Annotated in this window: 17 protein-coding genes; 12 read left to right on the top strand and 5 right to left on the bottom strand. The window is 65.4% G+C overall.

The features are described 5' to 3' along the window. The gene (gene nth, locus AC1MBU_RS14870) at nucleotides 1-780 is read left to right on the top strand and encodes an endonuclease III (RefSeq protein ID WP_277357757.1); all 780 of its coding nucleotides are present in this window, start codon (nucleotides 1-3) and stop codon (nucleotides 778-780) included. Next, complete coding sequence (locus tag AC1MBU_RS14865) at nucleotides 777-1,460, top strand: NUDIX hydrolase (protein WP_277357756.1); 684 nt, start codon at nucleotides 777-779, stop codon at nucleotides 1,458-1,460. Before nth ends, AC1MBU_RS14865 begins: the two co-directional genes overlap by 4 nt. A 42-nt stretch (nucleotides 1,461-1,502) precedes the next feature. Here the strand turns inward: AC1MBU_RS14865 and AC1MBU_RS14860 are convergent, their stop codons facing one another. Continuing rightward, nucleotides 1,503-3,209 carry a bifunctional 3'-5' exonuclease/DNA polymerase gene (locus AC1MBU_RS14860; RefSeq protein ID WP_479787787.1) on the bottom strand — a complete coding sequence of 569 codons (1,707 nt, stop codon included), beginning with the start codon at nucleotides 3,207-3,209 and terminating at the stop codon, nucleotides 1,503-1,505. Between the two features lie 154 nt (nucleotides 3,210-3,363). Between AC1MBU_RS14860 and ssd the strand changes: the two genes are divergently transcribed. The 7 genes from ssd (at nucleotide 3,364) to AC1MBU_RS14825 (ending at nucleotide 8,256) form a co-directional block, all read left to right on the top strand. Next, nucleotides 3,364-4,431, top strand: a complete 1,068-nt coding sequence (ssd, locus tag AC1MBU_RS14855) for a septum site-determining protein Ssd (protein WP_479787785.1) — start codon at nucleotides 3,364-3,366, stop codon at nucleotides 4,429-4,431. After that, nucleotides 4,428-5,618: a TadA family conjugal transfer-associated ATPase gene (locus tag AC1MBU_RS14850; RefSeq protein WP_479787783.1), complete on the top strand. Its 1,191-nt coding sequence runs from the start codon at nucleotides 4,428-4,430 to the stop codon at nucleotides 5,616-5,618. The genes ssd and AC1MBU_RS14850 overlap by 4 nt, the downstream gene beginning before the upstream one ends. A 2-nt stretch (nucleotides 5,619-5,620) precedes the next feature. Next, nucleotides 5,621-6,346 carry a type II secretion system F family protein gene (locus tag AC1MBU_RS14845; RefSeq protein ID WP_277357752.1) on the top strand — a complete coding sequence of 242 codons (726 nt, stop codon included), beginning with the start codon at nucleotides 5,621-5,623 and terminating at the stop codon, nucleotides 6,344-6,346. Beyond that, complete coding sequence (locus AC1MBU_RS14840; protein ID WP_471672112.1) at nucleotides 6,343-6,906, top strand: type II secretion system F family protein; 564 nt, start codon at nucleotides 6,343-6,345, stop codon at nucleotides 6,904-6,906. The genes AC1MBU_RS14845 and AC1MBU_RS14840 overlap by 4 nt, the downstream gene beginning before the upstream one ends. A gap of 281 nt (nucleotides 6,907-7,187) precedes the next feature. After that, nucleotides 7,188-7,514 carry a DUF4244 domain-containing protein gene (locus tag AC1MBU_RS14835; RefSeq protein WP_479787780.1) on the top strand — a complete coding sequence of 109 codons (327 nt, stop codon included), beginning with the start codon at nucleotides 7,188-7,190 and terminating at the stop codon, nucleotides 7,512-7,514. A gap of 5 nt (nucleotides 7,515-7,519) precedes the next feature. Further along, nucleotides 7,520-7,888, top strand: a complete 369-nt coding sequence (locus AC1MBU_RS14830) for a TadE family type IV pilus minor pilin (RefSeq protein ID WP_277357749.1) — start codon at nucleotides 7,520-7,522, stop codon at nucleotides 7,886-7,888. Further along, nucleotides 7,885-8,256: an Rv3654c family TadE-like protein gene (locus AC1MBU_RS14825; RefSeq protein WP_346027311.1), complete on the top strand. Its 372-nt coding sequence runs from the start codon at nucleotides 7,885-7,887 to the stop codon at nucleotides 8,254-8,256. The genes AC1MBU_RS14830 and AC1MBU_RS14825 overlap by 4 nt, the downstream gene beginning before the upstream one ends. Here AC1MBU_RS14825 and AC1MBU_RS14820 read toward each other — a convergent pair. Together AC1MBU_RS14820 and AC1MBU_RS14815 are read right to left on the bottom strand one after the other, a co-directional pair. Then, nucleotides 8,253-10,622: a DEAD/DEAH box helicase gene (locus tag AC1MBU_RS14820; protein WP_479787778.1), complete on the bottom strand. Its 2,370-nt coding sequence runs from the start codon at nucleotides 10,620-10,622 to the stop codon at nucleotides 8,253-8,255. The two genes, AC1MBU_RS14825 and AC1MBU_RS14820, sit on opposite strands and share 4 nt — an antisense overlap. Nucleotides 10,623-10,649: 27 nt before the next feature. After that, nucleotides 10,650-11,300, bottom strand: a complete 651-nt coding sequence (locus tag AC1MBU_RS14815; protein WP_277357746.1) for a GNAT family N-acetyltransferase — start codon at nucleotides 11,298-11,300, stop codon at nucleotides 10,650-10,652. Nucleotides 11,301-11,398: 98 nt separating this feature from the next. Here AC1MBU_RS14815 and trhO point away from each other — a divergent pair, with 98 nt between their 5' ends. Then, nucleotides 11,399-12,316 (top strand): oxygen-dependent tRNA uridine(34) hydroxylase TrhO, encoded by a 918-nt coding sequence (gene trhO, locus AC1MBU_RS14810; RefSeq protein WP_479787775.1) that lies wholly within the window; start codon nucleotides 11,399-11,401, stop codon nucleotides 12,314-12,316. Nucleotides 12,317-12,339: 23 nt separating this feature from the next. Here the strand turns inward: trhO and srmL are convergent, their stop codons facing one another. Both srmL and AC1MBU_RS14800 read right to left on the bottom strand, forming a co-directional pair. Next, complete coding sequence (srmL, locus tag AC1MBU_RS14805) at nucleotides 12,340-13,455, bottom strand: PheS-related mystery ligase SrmL (protein WP_479787773.1); 1,116 nt, start codon at nucleotides 13,453-13,455, stop codon at nucleotides 12,340-12,342. Nucleotides 13,456-13,642: 187 nt separating this feature from the next. Next, nucleotides 13,643-14,098, bottom strand: a complete 456-nt coding sequence (locus AC1MBU_RS14800) for a hypothetical protein (protein WP_277357744.1) — start codon at nucleotides 14,096-14,098, stop codon at nucleotides 13,643-13,645. Nucleotides 14,099-14,145: 47 nt separating this feature from the next. Between AC1MBU_RS14800 and AC1MBU_RS14795 the strand changes: the two genes are divergently transcribed. Together AC1MBU_RS14795 and topA are read left to right on the top strand one after the other, a co-directional pair. After that, entirely contained in the window at nucleotides 14,146-15,774 is a 1,629-nt protein-coding gene (locus tag AC1MBU_RS14795; RefSeq protein WP_346027307.1) for a DUF7059 domain-containing protein, read from the top strand. A 113-nt stretch (nucleotides 15,775-15,887) separates the two neighbouring features. Beyond that, on the top strand, nucleotides 15,888-18,647 hold the full coding sequence (gene topA / locus AC1MBU_RS14790) for a type I DNA topoisomerase (protein ID WP_277357742.1): 2,760 nt from the start codon (nucleotides 15,888-15,890) through the stop codon (nucleotides 18,645-18,647). Nucleotides 18,648-18,682 lie beyond the last annotated feature (35 nt).

The raw sequence follows: 18,682 nt of genomic DNA, 5'->3' as shown, positions 1-18,682 counted from the left end.
GTGGACGTATCTCCAATTGCACTGAAGCGCCGCGCACGAAAGATTCATCGGATTCTGGCCGAAACCTACCCTTACGCCGTTGCGGAACTGGACTTCCGCAACCCGTTCGAGCTGCTGGTTGCAACGGTCCTGTCCGCCCAGACCACGGATGTCCGTGTCAATCTGACCACCCCGGCGCTGTTTGCCCGCTACCCCGACGCACGCAGCCTCGCTGAAGCCGCGGAAGATGAGCTCCAGGACATGATCCGTCCCACGGGATTCTTCCGGGCCAAGTCGAGGAGCCTTCTCGCTCTCGCTACCAGAATCGTTGATGAATTCGACGGAGACGTGCCCGGCCGTCTCGAAGACCTCGTCACGCTCCCGGGTGTGGGCCGCAAGACCGCCAATGTGGTCCTCGCGAACGCCTTCGGGATTCCGGGGATCTCGGTCGATACCCATTTTGGCCGACTGTCCCGGCGATTCGGCTGGACCACGGAGGATGACCCGGTGAAAGTGGAGTCGGAGGTCGCCGCGCTCTTCGATCGGAAGGACTGGACCATGCTCTCCCATCGGGTGATTTTCCACGGCCGCCGCATCTGTCACGCCAAGAAGCCGGCGTGCGGTGCGTGCCCGGTGGCATCGCTCTGCCCCTCCTACGGAGAAGGCGAGGTGGATCCGGAGAAGGCACGGAAGTTGCTCAAGTATGAGCTGGCCCCCGGTCGCGAGGAGCTTCACCGCCGCATGCTGGAGGGCGCGTCCCGCGCCGAGCTGCTGGCTGCCGGGCACACGTTGAGCGCATGAGCGCTTACGCTGAGTTGAAAGCTTTCGCCGAACGGGCAGCCCCCATCGGCCCGGGCGCGGAAACCACCGAGTCCTGGCAGCTCCGCGGGATCGACCTGGGAACCGCGCGGCCTGCCGCGGTCCTTATCCTCTTTGGACACCTCGACGACAGACCCGCCAGGACCCATTCCGCTGCCGTCCCCGACGATCTTGATGTCCTGTTCGTGACGCGCGCGGGAACCTTGCGCAGCCATCCCGGCCAGGTGGCGTTCCCCGGCGGGAAAATCGACGACGACGACGCCAGTCCCGCCGCCGCAGCCCTGCGTGAGGCTGAGGAAGAGACCGGGTTGGATCCCGCAGGTGTGGAAATCCTGGGCGCGCTGCCGGTAGTCGGCCTGCCCGTCAGCAACTATCTAGTGACGCCGGTGCTCGGATGGTGGGCGTCTCCCACCCCGGTGCGCGTGGTGGACCACGCGGAATCATCACATGTGTTCCGCGCGCCGGTAGCGGACCTGCTGTCGGACGAGGTGCGCTTCACGGCGGTGGTCAGGCGTAACGGGCGCAAGCACAGCACGCCTGCTTTCACCATCGACGGCATCACCATCTGGGGCTTCACCGGGCTCCTGCTGTCACGGCTCTTTGACGGACTGGGCTGGGCCCAGCCCTGGGACGAGAACCGGGAGCGGGACGCGCCTCTCTAGCTGGCGGTCATCCAGTTATTTCGCCGCTACTTTGCCGTCCAGCTACTTCGCATCGGCGTAGGAGTTCACCACCTCAACGTTCACCGGGAACTCCACCGGGATGTGGCCGAACATCAGGTGCGCGGCGGACCGAGCAGCCTCGGTGACCATCGCCGATACCCGGTCGGCCAGCTCGGCCGGGACATGCAGCATCACCTCGTCATGCAGGAAGAAGACGATGTGCGCACTGCTGAAGTCGGCAGCTCCGGCCCGTAGCCGTCGTCGTAATTCCGCCAGCCAGCACAGTGCCCATTCCGCGGCAGTGGCCTGGACCACGAAGTTGCGTGTGAAGCGGCCGCGCGATCGAGCGAGGGAATCAGCGCGTTGCTGCTCGGCGGCGCTGCTGGTGCGCTGAGCGGCGAGCCACCGTTCCGACGGCGGAGGGCAGCCCCTGCCGAGGAAACTTGCGACGACGCCGCCCGCCTCGCCGGTTCGTGCTGCTGCCTCAACCACGGAGATTGCTTGAGGGTAGGTGCGGGTCAACTGGGGCATCAGACGGCCGGATTCACCGGTGGTGGCGCCATACATAGCTCCGAGCATCGCAAGTTTGGCCTTGGCGCGGTCGCCGCCGAAGCCCTGGTCTGCAATGCCCTGGTACAGGTCCAGCCCGCGGCCGGCCGTCGCCAGCGCGGAATCCTTGCCGAGCGCAGCAAGTACGCGTGGTTCAAGTTGTGCGGCGTCAGCGACAATCAGCACATGGCCCGGGTCCGGGCGGACGGCATCACGTACCTGGCGCGGAATTTGCAGGGCGCCGCCGCCATTGGACGCCCAGCGCCCCGACATGCTGCCGCCGACAATGTACTCGGGACGGAACCTGCCGCCATGTACCCAGGTGTCCAGCCAGGTCCAGCCATTGGCGGTGAGGAGGCGGGAAAGTTTCTTGTACTGCAGCAGCGGCGCAATGGCGGGATGTGTGTGGCGTTGGAGTTCCCAGGACCTTGTCGAGGACACTTCGATGCCCGCCCGGTGCAGCGCGCGCAGTAGTTCCTGCGGAGAATCCGGGTTGAACCGGGGATTGTTGAGAGCCCCGCGCAGTTCAGCCGCCAGGCGCTCAAGCTCTGCAGGTCGATGGCCTTCCCGCGGGCGGGGCCCGAGCTGGGAGGTGAGCAGCTCGTCGTGGAGGTCTGCGCGCCACGGAATGCCGTGAAACTCCATCTCGGCGGCGATGAGTGCGCCGGCGGACTCAGCTGCGACCAGCAGGGCCAGCTGTGCTGGTCGGTCGCTGTTTTTGAGCGCTTGCTGTTGCTCAGCGAATTCCGCCGCTACCTGAAGTGCGTCTGCGCCGCCGGCAGGCTGTGCCGCCTCGAACAGGCTGCCCTGGAGAGGCGACGCTGCCACGGGCGGCAGCACCCGGACGGGGTTCGCGTCCTCGGCTTCATCGGGGCGGGACTGCAGGCGGTTGCCGTACTCCGTTCCTGCGCAGGAGGGGGAGTGGCGCAGTATCTCCCTGCTGAGCGATACGTCGTGGCAACGCTCAACGGTGACGCCTGCGGCGAGCATGCGCGGGTACCAGGTGCGTGTGCTGTCCCACACCCAGCGGATTCCCGGCCGCTCCAGTTCCCGGACGGTCTCCTCGATGTTCATTGCAGGAACGACGACGGCGTCTGCCGTGGGCGCTCCCGCTGAGTCCACCGGTACAAACGCTGCCTGGGCATCGTCCACTCCGCTCAGGCGCTGCCCGCCAGACGGCGGTGCAAGGACGATATACACGCCTCCTATTGTTGCCCACCTTTTCCCCCGCGGTTTCGTTGGCGGCCACCAGGAGGCTCCGGCCGTTGCCCACAGTTCCTCCACTTCTGCTGAAGATATCCACATACGCCGCCAGCGGCATGACCCGGTGCACTCTGGAGGGCAGGCTGGCTGTATGTCTTCGTGGATCCCAGCAGCTGAATCGGCCGCCGTCGTGCTGGTCACCTCCTCACAACGCGTCCGCGATGAGGTGGCGCGCGTGGCGGTTGCTGCGGGGCTTGCCCTCACAAGTGTTTCAACGGTGGGCGAGGCGCTGGCGCTACGTCCCGCCGTCGTGCTGTTGGACTGCAACAGTGCGCGGCATGCTGTCTCGGGCTGCGCGGTGATCGTCGTTGGTCTTGACAGTGATGAGGCGGCAGCGTGGACGGCTGCCTCGCGGTGCAATGCCGATCGCGTGGCTATCCTTCCGCAGGCTGCCGGCTGGCTGGCTGAGCATCTGGGCATGCTGCAGCGTGTCCGTGATGAGGGAACGGTCGTCGGTGTGTTGGGGGCCGTCGGCGGGGTAGGTGCCAGCACAATCAGTGTTTGGTTGGCTGCGTCCGCGGCCTCACGGGAACTGCACCCGCTCCTTGTGGACGGTGATCCCTTCGGTGGTGGGCTCGAGCTCTCTCTCGGCGGTGAATCCGTGCCGGGCGTACGGTGGCCGGATCTTGGCGAAGTCCGCGGAACGTTGAACCCGGAACAGCTGATTCATGCGCTGCCGTCGCTCGGCGGCTTCTCGCTGCTGTCCATGGGCACCGAGCCGCCCGCCCCGGGAATTCTCGCATCAGCAGCAGTACCTCCCATTATGGAGGCGGCGCGGGGAGCGTTCAATCTGACGGTGGTAGACGTTGCGCGAGGATGGTCGGCTGACGGATCACTGCTTCCGTACTGTGACAGCGTCCTCATCGTTGTACCCGGCCGTGTCCGCGCTATTTCGGCTGCCCGCGCGCTCGTCGCGCAGCTGCAGCCGTTGCCCGTCCGGGCCCTCGTCCGCGGTCCGCTGGGCCCGGACCTCGACCCGGATCGGGTGGCAGATGCCATCGGTGTGCCGAACGCCGGGTATCTGCCTTACTTTCGTGCCGCCGTCGGCAGCGAAAACCAGGGGAGGGTACTGGATCTGGCAAGGCATCGCGCCGTGCGGGCTTGCGCCCGCTCAGTCCTCGACACGGTGCTTCCCGGGGCGAACAAGGCCATCGCATGAATCAGCAGGTCAGAGCCCGCAGTGTCCGCGCTGATGCCCTGCCGGCAGACGCCGCCATGGTTGCGCAGGTACGGGACGCCGTGCTCAATGAAGCAGAGCCCGTCACCGGAGCCCGGCTCGCTGCCGCAGTCCAGTCGACCGGGCGCCTACTGGGGTCCGAGGGCGCATTCCGGACCCTCGACCGCGTCCGCGCTGAGTTGCAGGGGCTGGGACCACTACAGCGGCTCGCGGAGGACCCGGAAGTCACGGACATCCTGGTCAACGGTCCAGGCGCAGTCTGGGTTGACAGCGGCGGCGGTTTGCAGCGCAGGGATCTCACCTTCTCCAGCGATGCTGATGTGCGCGCACTTGCCACACGCCTGGTTGCAGCGGGCGGTCGCAGGCTTGATGACGGCAACCCCTGCGTTGATGTGCGGCTGGACCGGTTCCGGGTGCACGCCGTCCTCCCGCCGCTTTCCACAACGGGGACACTACTCTCCATCCGTATCCAACGGCAGAGGCACTATTCCTTCGACGAGCTCGTGTCCTCCGGGGCGTTGGATGCTCAGATGGCCTCGGTACTGCGAGGGATCGTGAGCAAGCGTTTGAACTTCCTGATCAGCGGCGCTACGGGTACGGGGAAGACAACCCTGCTCGCTGCCCTGCTGTCGCTCAGCGGGTCCAATGAACGCCTGGTCACGGTCGAGGATTCCGCTGAACTCAGTCCTGCACATCCCCATGCCATCGGACTCCAAAGCAGGCACGGGAACCTTGAGGGCAGCGGATCCGTGGATCTGGCTGAACTGGTACGTCAGGCGCTGCGGATGCGGCCGGACAGACTGATTGTCGGCGAGTGCCGCGGCGCCGAGGTCCGCGAACTTCTGGCAGCCATGAACACGGGGCACGACGGCGCCGGTGGAACAATTCATGCAAATTCTGCGGCGAGCGTTCCTGCCCGGCTTTCCGCGCTCGCAGCCCTGGCCGGGATGGAAGCGCAGCCCCTGGCGCAGCAGGCGGCTAACGCCCTCGACGTCATCGTCCACGTCGTCCGGGCAGGCAGCGGCCGCACCGTCTCGGAGGTCGGCGTCCTCGAGAGGACCGCCGGCGGTGATCTGGTGGTCAGAACTGCGCTCGCGCGACGGGGAGCGGTATCGGAGCGTGGGCCGGCGTGGGAGGCGCTGGCTCTGAAGCTCGAGCGGGGCCGCTGACAATGAGCGGAGTACTGATTGCCTGCCTGCTCTTCGCAGCGTGCGGGGTCCTGGCGTTTCCCCGCCGCTCCCCGCGCAACGAGGGCCGGGGGCGCAGGAAGGTGGGTGCGCTTCTGCGGCCTCTCTCTCGGGGGCGTCCGCTGAAGACTGATCCACACGAAATCCCCTTGTTCATCCATCAGTTGACCGGCCTGCTTCAGGCTGGACGGACGCCTTCCCAGTTGTGGGGAGATGCACTCAGCGTCCATGGCGGCAGTACCGGAACGGCCTTCTCGTCCGCGGTGAAACCCGCGCTGTGGTCAGCCCATCAGGCTGCCCAGCTCGGACTCAGTGTTCCGGAGGTTTTGCGGGAGGCAGCCACCCGCAGCAGGGACACGGCGCTGCGGACACTGTGGAAGGACCTGGCTGCCTGTCTCGAGGTGGCCGAGCGCAGTGGAGCGCCCCTCGCGGCCGTACTTGCCCGCTACGCAGTGCAACGCGAATCGCAGCTGGACTCTGATGCTGCCCGCGATACGGCGCTCGCCGGACCCAGAGCCACGGTCCGCTTACTTTCCTGGCTTCCGCTGTTCGGGTTCGCGGTGGGCTACCTCATTGGAGTGGATCCCCTCGCTGTCCTTCTCGGTTCGGTGCCGGGCGTCGCAGCACTCAGTGCAGGATGCGTGCTCACCATCATGGGCCGGCTCTGGTCGAGCAGGCTGGTGCGGACAGCCGAAGGCGATCCCATATGACCGGTGCACTCATCGCCGCTGCGCTCTTCGTTGCCTGTTGGGTCCTGCATCGATCCCCGCCCCTCAGCGCCTATCCGGCAAGTCCGCTACCGGGTGGTGCGGGGAGGCTTCGGGATGATGGGCTGGATGATCCAGCGCTGATGATGGACCTGATGGCGTCCATGCTTGCGGTCGGCTCATCCCTGGAGCGCGGTCTCGACGTCCTCGCCCGGTCAGCATCAGCACCGGCAGGCGCTGCCCTGACCTCCGTCAAGACGGCACTGGACCTCGGAGCCTCCTGGGACGTCGCGTGGGCGGCGGTTCCGCACACAAAGGACGTCAGGGCGGCCCAAGAACTGGGAAATGCCCTGCGGTTCGCCGGAACCACGGGGGCGCCGTCGGCTGCGGTGGTCACCGCCCACGCAACACAGTTCAGACGGAGAAGGAACCGGGAAGCAGAGCAGCGCGCTGCTGCTCTCGGCGTGCGGCTCGTTGTGCCCCTGGGTCTCTGCTCCCTGCCCGCGTTCGTCTGCCTCGGCGTCATTCCCATCCTGGTCGGCCTCTTTCCGGCCTTCACGTAGCGGCGGTCGCCACATCGCCGCGGCCACGAGCATCGCTTACCACCGTTGCCCTCCCGCCGCAGTGCCCACCACCATCGCCGCAGCTACCGCTGCCGTGCCGCTGGTGTCGTGCTCCACAACCGAAGGGAAGTGCTGCACTTTTCCACTTACCGGTATCTCGGTGGGCCTGCCGACGGGCAGCGCGAAAGACTCGAATCAGCCGCTGAAGCGGTCCGGACGGTTCAGCAGCCGCTGAACCGCCAGCCAGGATCAAACCGGAATCCGTCAACCAAGGAGTCGTCATGACACGTTCCACCACCGCAGCAACAGCCCCCACCGCAGCAACAGCCCCCACCGCAGCAACAACCCGGACCAGCGGCCCGCAGAAATTCCCCGGCGGAGCGAGGCCACTTGCCACAGTGACGTCACTGCGGCCCGAGCCCGTCACGGCCAACCGCCGTACACGGCGTGCGCTGATGCGGTCCGAGGCAGGGCTGGCAACCGCCGAGTACGCGATCGCCACCCTCGCCGCCGTGGGGTTCGCGGCGCTCCTGGTCGCAGTCCTTTCCAGTGGGGAAATCCGCGGCATGCTCATGTCGCTGATCACCAACGCCCTCAGCTTCGGCTGACCGGCGTGGAACGGACTGGACCGCGGGTAGCGCAGCCCAAAGAAGCAGGGGCCGTTACGGCGGAAGTGGCAGTAGCACTTCCGGCTGTGGTGGTTCTGCTGGCCGTCGTGCTCGGTGCTGCGGCACTCGGCTTGTCCCAGTTGCGGATTGAGGAAGCGGCGAGGGCCGGGGCCCGCGAGATCATGCGCGGCGAGTCTTCGGACGTCGTCGAGGGAACAGTCCGGCGGATTGCCGGTGAGCAGGCGGATATCGCGGTCCAGTCCAACGGCTCCACCAGCACCGTCACCGTCAACACCGCGGTGGATGTGCCTGTACTGGAGTTGCTCGACGTTAGTCTCTCAGCCCGCGCAGTTGCACTGCCGGAGCAGGAATGATGGGTCTTCGTGCAGGCAAGGAAGCTGGATCCGGCACCGTCCTGATGACCGGCGTCGCCTTGGCTGCCCTGCTGCTGCTCTCAGTTGTAGTCCTGTTTGCGCAGGCGTCAGTGGCGGCCTCGAGGGCAGCTACGGCCGCGGACCTGTCCGCGCTTGCGGGGGCTGATGCTGCGCGCGGGCTCCGAGACGGGAACCCGTGCGCGGTAGCCGCCGAAGTAGCTTCCCTCCAGGACGCCCGGCTGACGGGATGCGTGATCGAGGGAGAATCAGGACACATCGTGCGGATTTCCACCGAGGTCGATTCCATTCCCGCGCTTCCCCCGGCATCGGGGCGTGCCCGAGCCGGTCCACCGTCATCAGATCCCTAGTGGAAGGAGGATTGCCCGCCCGACATGTCCTTGCCTGGCGCAGGCTCCCCGTCCGGGGCCTGCGCCAGCAGCATGCTGAGCAGGGTGAGTGCACCGTGCTTACTCAGCGGGTTGTTGCGGTTGCCGCACTTGGGAGACTGAACACACGAGGGGCAACCGGTGTGGCACTCACACGAGCGGATGGCCTCAGCGGTAGCACCGAGCCAGGTCTTCGCCGCCTCAAAACCCCGTTCAGCAAAGCCCGCGCCGCCCGGATGGCCGTCGTACACAAAAATGGTGGGGAGCCCGGTATCAGCATGGAGCGCAGTGGACACTCCGCCGATGTCCCATCGGTCACTCGAGGCGACCAGCGGCAGCAGACCGATCGCGGCATGCTCAGCGGCATGAAGAGCGCCCGGCAGGTCAGCCGCGCTGATCCCACTGCTCTCAAGCAGGCGGTTATCGCACTCGAACCAGACGCTCTTCGTGAAGAGATCCCGCGTACCGAGCTCCAGCGGTTCCTCCCCGAGGATCTCGTTCGAAACAAAGGCCTTGCGCTGGAAGGAGATCACCTGGGTGGTTACCTTGACCTCCCCGAAGCACACCCGGATGGGGCCCCACGAGGTGTTGCGCAGCTCGGAAATCACCTCAATCTGCGTGACGTCCCGGGCCTGTGTGTAGTAGTCGGGATTGGAACGGGTCACTATGGCGCAGTGATCCTGTTCGTTCAGTTCCTCCACCACGTAGCTCTGGCCCTGATGAACATAGACGGCGCCCGTGTGAGCCTGATAGTGGCTCTGCGGTGAATCCATGGTTCCAAGAACGGTGCCGGTTTCGCTCTCGATGATATTGATCGGGCCGCCGCCGTCCGCCCGCAGGTTCACCATGCCGGCAGCACTCTGCGGGTGCGTCCAGAACCACCCTGCCGGACGGTTGCGCAGCAGCCCCTGATCCACCAACTGAGCCAGCAGGGCAGGAGCCGTTTCCCCGAAGAGGGGAAGGTCCTCAACCGTCAGCGGCAGTTCCGCCGCTGCTGCACAGAGGTGCGGTCCCAGCACATAGGGGTTGGCGGGGTCGAAGACCGTTGCCTCCACACCAACGTCGAACACCGCTTCGGGATGGTGCACCAGATAGGTGTCCAGCGGATCGTCGCTGGCCACGAAGGCGGCGAGCGCGTCCTGACCTGACCGCCCGGCCCGCCCGATCTGCTGCAGCAGGGACGCACGGGTCCCCGGCCAGCCCGCCACGAGGACGGCATCCAGACCTGTTATGTCGATCCCCAGCTCCAGCGCGGACGTGCTCGCCACACCGAGCAACCGGCCGGACCGCAGCGCACCCTCCAACTGACGGCGCTCCTCGGGCAGATACCCTGACCGATAGGCTGCGACGCGCGCCGGCAGCGTGGGATCCACTTCGCTCAGCAGCCGTTTGGTATTTGCCGCGATACTCTCGGCACCTCGGCGGGACTTGATGAAGGCGATGGTCCGAACCTGCGCAGAGACCAGATTGGCCAGTAGATCGGAGGTTTCCGCAATGACGGTCCTGCGCTGCCGGGCGCCGTTCTCGCCGCGAAGATCGGTCAGCTGCGGTTCCCAGAAAGCCACCGTCGTCGACCCGTGTGGCGACGTGTCCTCGGTGAACGCCTGAGCTGGAGCGCCGATCAGCTTGCCGAAGGACTCCGCGGGAGCAGCCGATGTCGCCGAGGCCCCGATGAACACGGGGTCCGCGCCGTAGTAGGCACAGACGCGTCGCAACCTGCGTAACAGGTTGGCGACGTGGGAACCGAAAACACCGCGGTAGCTATGCGCTTCATCCACGATCACGTAGGTAAGGCGCCGGAAAAACCTTGCCCACCAGGTGTGATTCGGCAGGATGCCGTAGTGAAGCATGTCCGGGTTCGCCAGAACCAGGTTTGCGTGGTCGCGGATCCAGCGACGCGCACCGGAGTCGGTGTCGCCGTCGTACGTATCTGCGCGGACCGTAGCCAGCCCCAGAGAGGAGATGGCTGAGAGTTGGTCAGCGGCCAGCGCTTTTGTCGGCGAAAGATACAGCGCGACGGCGCCGGTCGGCTCAAGCGACACTCTCTCCTCAAGTGCCGAACGGTGGATGGCGTCAAGGACCGGCAGTTGATAGCTCAGAGACTTGCCCGAGGCAGTACCCGTGGCAATGACGACGTGGGACCCCGCATGGGCGGCATCCGCCGCAGCACTCTGATGCTTCCAGGGCTCTACTATTCCCCCGGCCTGGTAGGCCTCCACCACCTCAGGGTGCACCCATGCCGGCCACGGGCTGTGCACTGCGTCGCGGGCAGGGAGTTCCCTGACAGAAACGAGCTGCTCAGGATCAACTCCGCCGAGCAGCGGAATCAGGGAATCATGGGCAGCCACTTGCCCAGTTTGTCACCCCGGCACAAATCAGCGGCGGATCACAAAAGCATCAGCCAGGTGCGTCCACCCCAAATACTGGTACAGCTGGCGTCCCTCCTCGGATGCCATCAGCAGGCCGGTTTCAACATCGTCTTCCAGGATGTCGGCGGTCAGCGCGCGCATGACAAAGCTGCCAAGGCCCCGCCGCCGGTGCTGCGGAGACGTGATGATGCGGTCGTAGACTGCGTGTTCATCCTGCTTGGCCACCGAACCCCGGGCAGCCTCCTCACCGTTCACGGTCACCGAAACACGCCTGCAGTCATCCTCGCGAATGTGCTCGAGTTTGAACTCGTCGTCCGGTGGCCGGGGGGCTTCGACATCCTGGCCGTCCATCTCTGCGCACATCAGAGCCTGCTGGCGGTCCGTGACCCGAAGACCGAGCGGAGCCGCGGCTTCGAGGAGTTCCTGCGCGCGGTTGGTGACGACGGTCAGCACACGAAGCGGATCTTCGCGGGTCTCTCCGGCGAGCTCGAGCAATTCTCCGATCGTGGGCTCATAGACGATGGTTTCGAGGTGGTTCTGTTGGTCCGTGAGCAGAACGGACAGGCTGCTCCCGTTCTCCTGCGGCGTGTAGCCTCGGCATTTTGCCCAGCCGAAAACCCAGGTGCGGACAAGTTGATCGGAAAGAGCGGCTCCCATGCCTGAACGATAGTGGGGACCAGACCGTAAAGACATAGCCCGGGAAAGAGGTTGCCGATTTGAGACCTCGCGGGCGGCCTGCCGGTACCCTTGAATGCGTGTCAATGAACCGGATTGTCCTGTATTACGCGTTCACTCCGCTGTCCGATCCCGAAGCGGTGCGGCTCTGGCAGCGCGCCCTGTGTGAAAAATTGGGACTCCGCGGCCGCGTCCTCGTCTCCAAGGACGGCATCAACGGCACCGTCGGCGGGGAACTGAACGCCGTCAAGCAGTACGTGAAGGCAACCCGCGAGTACCCGGCGTTCAAAAAGATGGACATCAAATGGTCCGAGGGCGGGGCGGAAGACTTCCCCCGGCTCAGCATCAAGGTCCGCGAGGAGATCGTGTCCTTCGGCGCGCCGGGGGAGTTGAAGGTGGATGAAAACGGCGTGGTGGGCGGCGGCACCCATCTCAAGCCGGAGCAGGTGCATCAGCTGGTCAGCGAACGCGGCGACGACGTCGTCTTCTTTGACGGCCGCAATGCCCTCGAAGCGCAGATCGGCAAGTTCCGGAACGCGATTGTCCCGGAAGTGAACACCACCCATGACTTCGTGCGCGAACTCGATTCCGGGAAGTACGACCACCTCAAGGACAAACCGGTGGTCACATACTGCACCGGGGGCATCCGCTGTGAGGTGCTTTCCAGCCTGATGGTCAACCGCGGATTCAGCGAGGTCTACCAGCTTCAGGGCGGCATTGTGCGCTACGGAGAGACGTACGGGGACGCGGGTCTCTGGGAAGGCTCGCTGTACGTCTTCGACAAGCGCATGCACGTAGAGTTCAGCAAGGATGCCAAGACGATCGGCAAGTGCGTTCGCTGCTCCGCGCCCACCAACAAGTTCGAGAACTGTTCCAACCTGAGCTGCCGGAACCTGACCCTGTACTGCTCCCAGTGTGCCTCCGACCCCGCCACGCTTCGCTGCCCGCAGGGGTGCGAAACGGACGAGGCGGAAGCCACCGCAGTGGGCGCCGCCTGAGCTGAGCCGGCTTTCCCCAGCTCTCACCCGGCCGCCAGCTCAAGCACGTGTCCCTCGTGGAGCGCGAGGTACACGCGATCCCGTAGGGCGTTAGCTTCGGTATCGGTGAGTGTCCGGTCCAGTGCCTGCAGCGTCAGGCGAATCAGCAGGTTCACCTGCCCCGGCTGGGCGTCAAGACGGAGGACGGCGGCAGCCGGAAGCTGCTCCACCGGCGTGCGGGCGCGGATCACCAGCGACTCCAGGATTTCCGCCTCCGGACCGAGCGCTTCCCGGGCCGCATCTCCCAGCGTTTCCTCGTCTGCGTCTGGACAGCAGAGAATCGAAAGATCGCGGCGGACAGCCGGCATGAGGGAGACGGGGCGCCATGGTTGAAGATCCAGCATCTGAGCGGCGATACGGGGGTCGGGTGAGCGCAGCAGCCGGATGTCATCCACGCCCTTTCGCAGCATGAGCGCCCGGTCCAGTCCCATTCCGAGCGCGAGGCCGCTCCAGCGACGCGGATCCAGTCCCGAGTTGCGGAGGATCCCTGCCCGCACGAGGCCGCACTCAGCCAGTTCGAGCCAGCCGGCGGGCGTCTCTACGTCGATCTGCAGGCCGTGCGACGTATAGGAATGGTTGGCGGGAACGGTTCGCCAGCGAGCCCCGGGCAGGACTGCCTCGACAACGGCGGCGGCCATACTACGCAGGTCAGCCTCACCCAGCAGCCCACGCGCGTTCAAGCGCCATAGGTCAACCTGGTGCGGTGTGCCTACGTGCGTGCGGTCGACGGCGTCGCGGCGGTAAACCAGGCCCGGAAGGACATGGAGCCGATCGTACGGCTGCTCGATGTCCGCGAGGGAGTCAAGAACGGCGGGGATCCCGGCGGACGTATGGCTTCGGAGCATCACCGTTGGGCTGGCATGGCGTGAGTACCGGGCGTCCCGCGTGACGTCGTCGGGGGCGTAGCCCAACCGGTCGTAGTTGTCCGTCGTGGCAACGAGGCCAGTGGTTCGCTGCAGCTCGGCGGGAATGCTCCAGGCCCGCGTCAACGAAGTGATGACGCCGTCGAGCAGGTCCTGCAGCGCGTGAGGTCCCTGTTCCGGATCGGTGAGGTCACGGATGGACAGGGCGGCGGTGAGCTGGGGGATGGAAAGGTACATGGTCGGTCCTTCGGGAAGTGTCTAAGGAGGGGGTGGAGGAAACCCCCGGCCGCGGACACCGTGCGGACCTGGCTGCTAGAAGACGTACAGCGGATAGCCCTCACGGCCGACAGGCGGCCGGGGGCTGGTAAATCGCTGGCTGGTAAGCATGGAGCAATGGTACGCGACGGACAGATGTTGCGGAACGCTACGGCGCTTCTGCCGGCTTCCCGCCGGGGACCAGCCCCGCGGTCCACACCATTTCCGCACCGGAGTTGGTCACGCGGAGGGTGAGCTCGTCCGCCGCCGCACGAAGCTCAAGATGCGCTGTCACTGCCGGACTGTCGCAGCTCGTGGTGCCATTGCTGATAGTCGTTCCGTCTGCAAGTAGTTCCAGGGCCATCGCGTCCCCGCCCGCACACGCCATGGTCAACTCGTACCACCCTGGTTCGACGTCATAGAAGGATCCGCCGCTCGCCGCGTCCCCCTGATGTCCGCCGGCGAAAGACATTCCGCGTTCCGTCCCCAACATTGACTGCGACCAGGACTCCAGGTCCACCGAGGACGGATCAACCTCCGGTTCGGCCGCCGTGCAGGCGCTGGTCATCAGGGCAACGAAAAGGCCGGAGACTGCGAGCGCTACCCGCCGCGGTTGAGTTCCCATGCGCTCAGTAAACAGCATGGAAGGCTCCGGCCCAATAGGCTTGCTCCGTGTCGATCATTGCCGCAGTACCCCACGCCCCGCGCAGCGATGACCAGAGTCTGCTCGACCGTCTTGCAGCGGACCTGACCGCGGCGAACTACACGGTCGACGGCGTGGCAGACCTCGTGGGCACTGATGCCTACGCCTCGCTGGAGCGGGACCAAACGGTTCCCGCTCTCCTGGCCGCACGCGCCGCCCAGCGCAGCGAAGGGGAGGACAGCGCCGGAAGACCGGACAGCACAGAAAGCCGGCTTGCCGCCGTCGTACTGGTTTTCCTGCTCGGCGAGGCGCTGCCCACGGCCGTCCTGGACGGCGCACTTCCGTCAATTGGTGCGGGCGGGTTGCGCTCGCTGGGACTGGTTGAAGAGTACGACGGCGGTCTCCGCGCCCTGATCGACCTGCGCCCCTACTCGTCAGACACCGGAGGCGGAATCTGGGTAGCCTCGGACCTCGGCTCCCACGTCCGGCCCGGGGTCCTGCGGACCGACCATGTGCTCGGGATCGGCCGGGCGTCGCTGACGCTCGCCCAGTTCGCAACACGCGCGCCGGTCGAACGCGCGCTGGACCTCGGCACCGGCTGTGGAATTCAGACCTTCCATCTCCTGGCGCACGCGGAGCACGTCACAGCGACTGACGTCTCGGAACGCGCGCTCGCAGTCACGCGATTCAACTTGCTGCTCAACGCTGCGGCACTGGGGATCGATCCGGAAAACCTGGAGGCCCGGGTTTCGCTTCGGCGGGGCAGTCTGCTGGAGCCGGTGAGCGGCGAGACGTTCGACCAGGTGGTATCCAACCCGCCGTTTGTCATTACACCGCGCCACTCCGGCGAAACCAGGGATGAGCAATTCACTTACCGGGACGGCGGCCTCGCTGGTGACGACATCGTCTCCTCCCTGATCCGCGACCTTCCATCCGTTCTGATCCCGGGCGGATCGGCGCAGCTCCTGGGAAACTGGGAGATCCCGGACGGTTTCACCTGGCAGAGCCGGTTAGCGGGATGGCTGCCGGAAACCGCAGACGCCTGGATTGTTCAGCGGGAACAGCTCACGCCCACCCATTACGCCGAGACGTGGCTGCGCGATGCTGCCGAGAACCGGAACCCGACCCGCTTCGCCGACCGCTTCAGCGACTACCTCGCCGACTTCGCCTCCCGTTCCGTCGAGCACATCGGCTTTGGCATGGTGTGGCTGCGGAACGCCGGAGGACCGGCGACGCTGCGCCGGTTCGAGGAAATCACTTACGAGCTCGAACAGCCCATCGGACCGCATCTCGTCGCAGCGGTTGAACGGCATGACTGGCTCGGAAACTGCCGCGACCTGGCCGACGAGCACCTGCTCGTCGCCGGGGACGTCACGGAAGAGCGGCACCAGCGTCCGGGCGCTGAGCATCCCGGGGTGATCCTGCTGCGGCAGGGCGCGGGCTTCAGACGCACCACGCTGCTCAGCACGGAGCTGGCCGGTTTCGTGTCAGCGTGCGACGGCGACCTCACCGCCGGCCAGATCATCGGCGCCCTTGCGTCGCTGTTGGACCGCGACGACGACGCCTTCGCTGCTGCACTGCTGGACGAGGTGCGCAACCTGGTTGCGGACGGCTTCCTCGTCCCCGAACCGGTGTCTCCAGCCAAGCCGTTACCCTAGTGCAGGTAGGCGTACCGCATACTGAGAAGGGCAGGACGCCCACCAATTCGAATATTGAGCTCAGAATGAGCGGCTGTTCTGCTGTTTAAGAAGCACCTGTATCGAGGAGTGAAGTGCCAGCTAAGGCAACGGACAAAAAGCCCGGCAAGAAGCTCGTCATCGTCGAGTCTCCAACCAAGGTCAAGACGATCGCCGGCTACCTCGGCGAGGGCTTCGAAGTCGCCGCATCGATGGGACACATCCGGGATCTGCCCCAACCATCGGACCTGCCCGCGGAGCTGAAGAAGAGCTCGCTCGGCAAGTTTGCGGTGGACCTCGAGAAGGACTTCGAGCCGTACTACGTAGTATCGGCAGACAAGAAGAAGCGCGTCGCCGAGTTGAAGGCGGCTCTGAAGGACGCCACCGAGCTGTACCTCGCAACTGACGGTGACAGGGAAGGCGAGGCTATCGCCTGGCACCTGCTCGAGGTACTGAAGCCGAAGGTCCCCGTGTACCGGCTCACCTTTCCGGAAATCACGCGTGAGGCCATCCAGCGTGCCATGGAGGAGCTGCGCGATCTCGACATTCCAATGGTTGATGCCCAGGAAACGCGTCGAATTCTTGACCGGCTCTATGGCTATGAAATCTCCCCGGTGCTGTGGCGCAAGGTTGCGCGCGGCTTGTCTGCTGGGCGCGTTCAATCGGTAGTCACCCGTCTGGTGGTCGAGCGTGAACGTGAGCGTATGGCATTCCGTGCGGCGTCGTACTGGGATCTCACGGGTACGTTCTCGCCGGAAGACACTTCGAAGGGCGAGTCCTTCAGCGCGAAACTCATCTCCGTGGACGGCACCCGGGTTGCCACAGGCAAGGACTTCAGTGACCTCGGTCAACTGAAGTCGCAGAACGTCACTGTGTTGAACGAGGCAGCCGCTACCGCCCTTGCCGAAGGGCTTGAGCAGGCCGCATTCGAGGTTCGCTCGGTTGACACCAAGCCGTACACGCGCCGCCCCGCCGCGCCCTTCACCACCTCGACGCTGCAGCAGGAAGCCGCACGCAAGCTTCGCTACTCATCACGGGTCACCATGCAGGTTGCCCAGCGCCTGTACGAGAACGGTTACATCACCTATATGCGTACGGACTCTGCGGCGCTGAGCGATCAGGCGATCAACGCCGCGCGACGGCAGGCCTCGGAGCTTTACGGTCCCGAGTTCGTGCCTGATGCTCGCCGCGTCTACAAGGGAAAGTCCAAGAGTGCGCAGGAAGCCCACGAGGCCATCCGTCCGGCCGGTGACTCCTTCCGCACACCCGCCCAGGTGGCCAAGGAACTGCACGGTGACGAGTTCAAACTCTATGAGCTGATCTGGAAGCGCACCGTCGCTTCCCAGATGGCGGATGCAAAGGGTTCGACGGCGTCGGTACGCCTGGGGGCCCATACGCCCGATGGCAAGGACGCGGAATTCTCGGCCTCCGGTACCGTCATCACCTTCCGCGGCTTCATGGCCGCCTATGAGGAGGGCAGGGACGCTTCTCGGGACGAGGATGACGCAACAGGCGGGACCGATCAGTCCGGACAGGGCGGCCGGTTGCCGAACCTCACCACGGGCGATGCCCTCGGCGCCGAAGCTATCCAGCCCATCGGTCATGAAACCTCCCCGCCGCCGCGCTACACAGAAGCGTCGCTGGTGAAATTGATGGAGGAACGCGGTATTGGCAGACCCTCCACCTATGCGGCAACAATTTCCACCATCATGGACCGCGGATACGTCCGAACGCGCGGACAGGCGTTGGTGCCGAGCTGGATCGCGTTCTCCGTGGTCCGCCTGCTCGAGGAGCACTTCCACGACTATGTGGATTATGACTTCACTGCTGCACTGGAGGAAGACCTCGACCGCATCGCGCGTGGCGAGGAGAGCCGCGTCCAGTGGCTCAACTCCTTTTACTACGGGGACCGCAAGGACACCGGGCTAAGCACGATCGTGAACGACCTCGGGGAAATCGATGCACGCCGCATCAACTCGGTCGAAATTGCCGAGGGCATCATCCTGCGCGTGGGCAAGTTCGGCCCGTACCTGGAGAAACCACTGCCCGCTGATGCGCCCGAGGGCACCGAGCCGCAGCGGGCCAACGTGCCCGAGGACCTCGCTCCGGATGAGCTGACGGCGGAGAAGGCCGTTGAGCTGATGAACACTCCAGCGTCCGAGGAACGCGTCCTTGGCACGGACCCCGAAACCGGGCGCACCATCGTGGCGCGTGACGGTCGCTACGGCCCCTACGTAATCGAGCTCATTCCCGAGCCCACTGCCGAGGACCTGGCCAACCAGCCGGTGGAATACTACAAGAACGGCAAGCCCAAGCCACCCAAGAAGCCCGTCAAGGTGAAGCCGCGCACCGGATCGCTCTTCAAGTCGATGACCGTTGAGACGGTCACTCTTGAGGAAGCGCTGAAGCTGATGAATCTTCCCCGCGTCCTCGGTAAGGATGCTGAAGGTCATGAGGTCACCGTCCAGAACGGACGCTTCGGGCCCTATCTGAAAAAGGGTTCGGACTCCCGGTCGATCGGTTCGGAAGAGGAAATCTTCACGATCACGCTGGAGCAGGCGCTTGAAATCTACTCCCAGCCGAAGCAGCGCGGCGGGCGCACTGCGACGCCGCCGCTGGCCGAATTCGGCGATGATCCCGTGTCGGAGAAGCCCATTGTCGTCAAGGAAGGCCGGTTCGGCCCGTACATTACGGACGGCGTCACGAACATCACCGTGCCGAGGTCCACTGCCATCGAGGAGCTGACCCGGGAAACTGCTGTGGCGTTGCTGGCAGAGAAGCGGGCAAAGGGACCGGCGCCGCGCAAGTCCGGCGGCCGCGCACCCGCGAAGCGCAAGGCCACCGCACGCAAGTAGTTCCAATCTCCGACGCCGGCTCGGCTGACGGTTGA

The sequence above is a fragment of the Arthrobacter sp. PTI12 genome, from assembly GCF_056679915.1.
Note: the sequence above shows the minus strand (reverse complement) of the source record. Positions and strands in the feature narration are given on the sequence as shown.

Coding starts and splice junctions, on each gene's coding strand:
- AC1MBU_RS14825 (WP_346027311.1), top strand. CDS start 7,885: ATGATGGGTCTTCGTGCAGGCAAGGAAGCTGGATCCGGCACCGTCCTG.
- AC1MBU_RS14865 (WP_277357756.1), top strand. CDS start 777: ATGAGCGCTTACGCTGAGTTGAAAGCTTTCGCCGAACGGGCAGCCCCC.
- AC1MBU_RS14835 (WP_479787780.1), top strand. CDS start 7,188: ATGACACGTTCCACCACCGCAGCAACAGCCCCCACCGCAGCAACAGCC.
- AC1MBU_RS14840 (WP_471672112.1), top strand. CDS start 6,343: ATGACCGGTGCACTCATCGCCGCTGCGCTCTTCGTTGCCTGTTGGGTC.
- srmL (WP_479787773.1), bottom strand. CDS start 13,455: ATGTACCTTTCCATCCCCCAGCTCACCGCCGCCCTGTCCATCCGTGAC.
- AC1MBU_RS14800 (WP_277357744.1), bottom strand. CDS start 14,098: ATGGGAACTCAACCGCGGCGGGTAGCGCTCGCAGTCTCCGGCCTTTTC.
- ssd (WP_479787785.1), top strand. CDS start 3,364: ATGTCTTCGTGGATCCCAGCAGCTGAATCGGCCGCCGTCGTGCTGGTC.
- AC1MBU_RS14815 (WP_277357746.1), bottom strand. CDS start 11,300: ATGGGAGCCGCTCTTTCCGATCAACTTGTCCGCACCTGGGTTTTCGGC.
- AC1MBU_RS14845 (WP_277357752.1), top strand. CDS start 5,621: ATGAGCGGAGTACTGATTGCCTGCCTGCTCTTCGCAGCGTGCGGGGTC.
- AC1MBU_RS14850 (WP_479787783.1), top strand. CDS start 4,428: ATGAATCAGCAGGTCAGAGCCCGCAGTGTCCGCGCTGATGCCCTGCCG.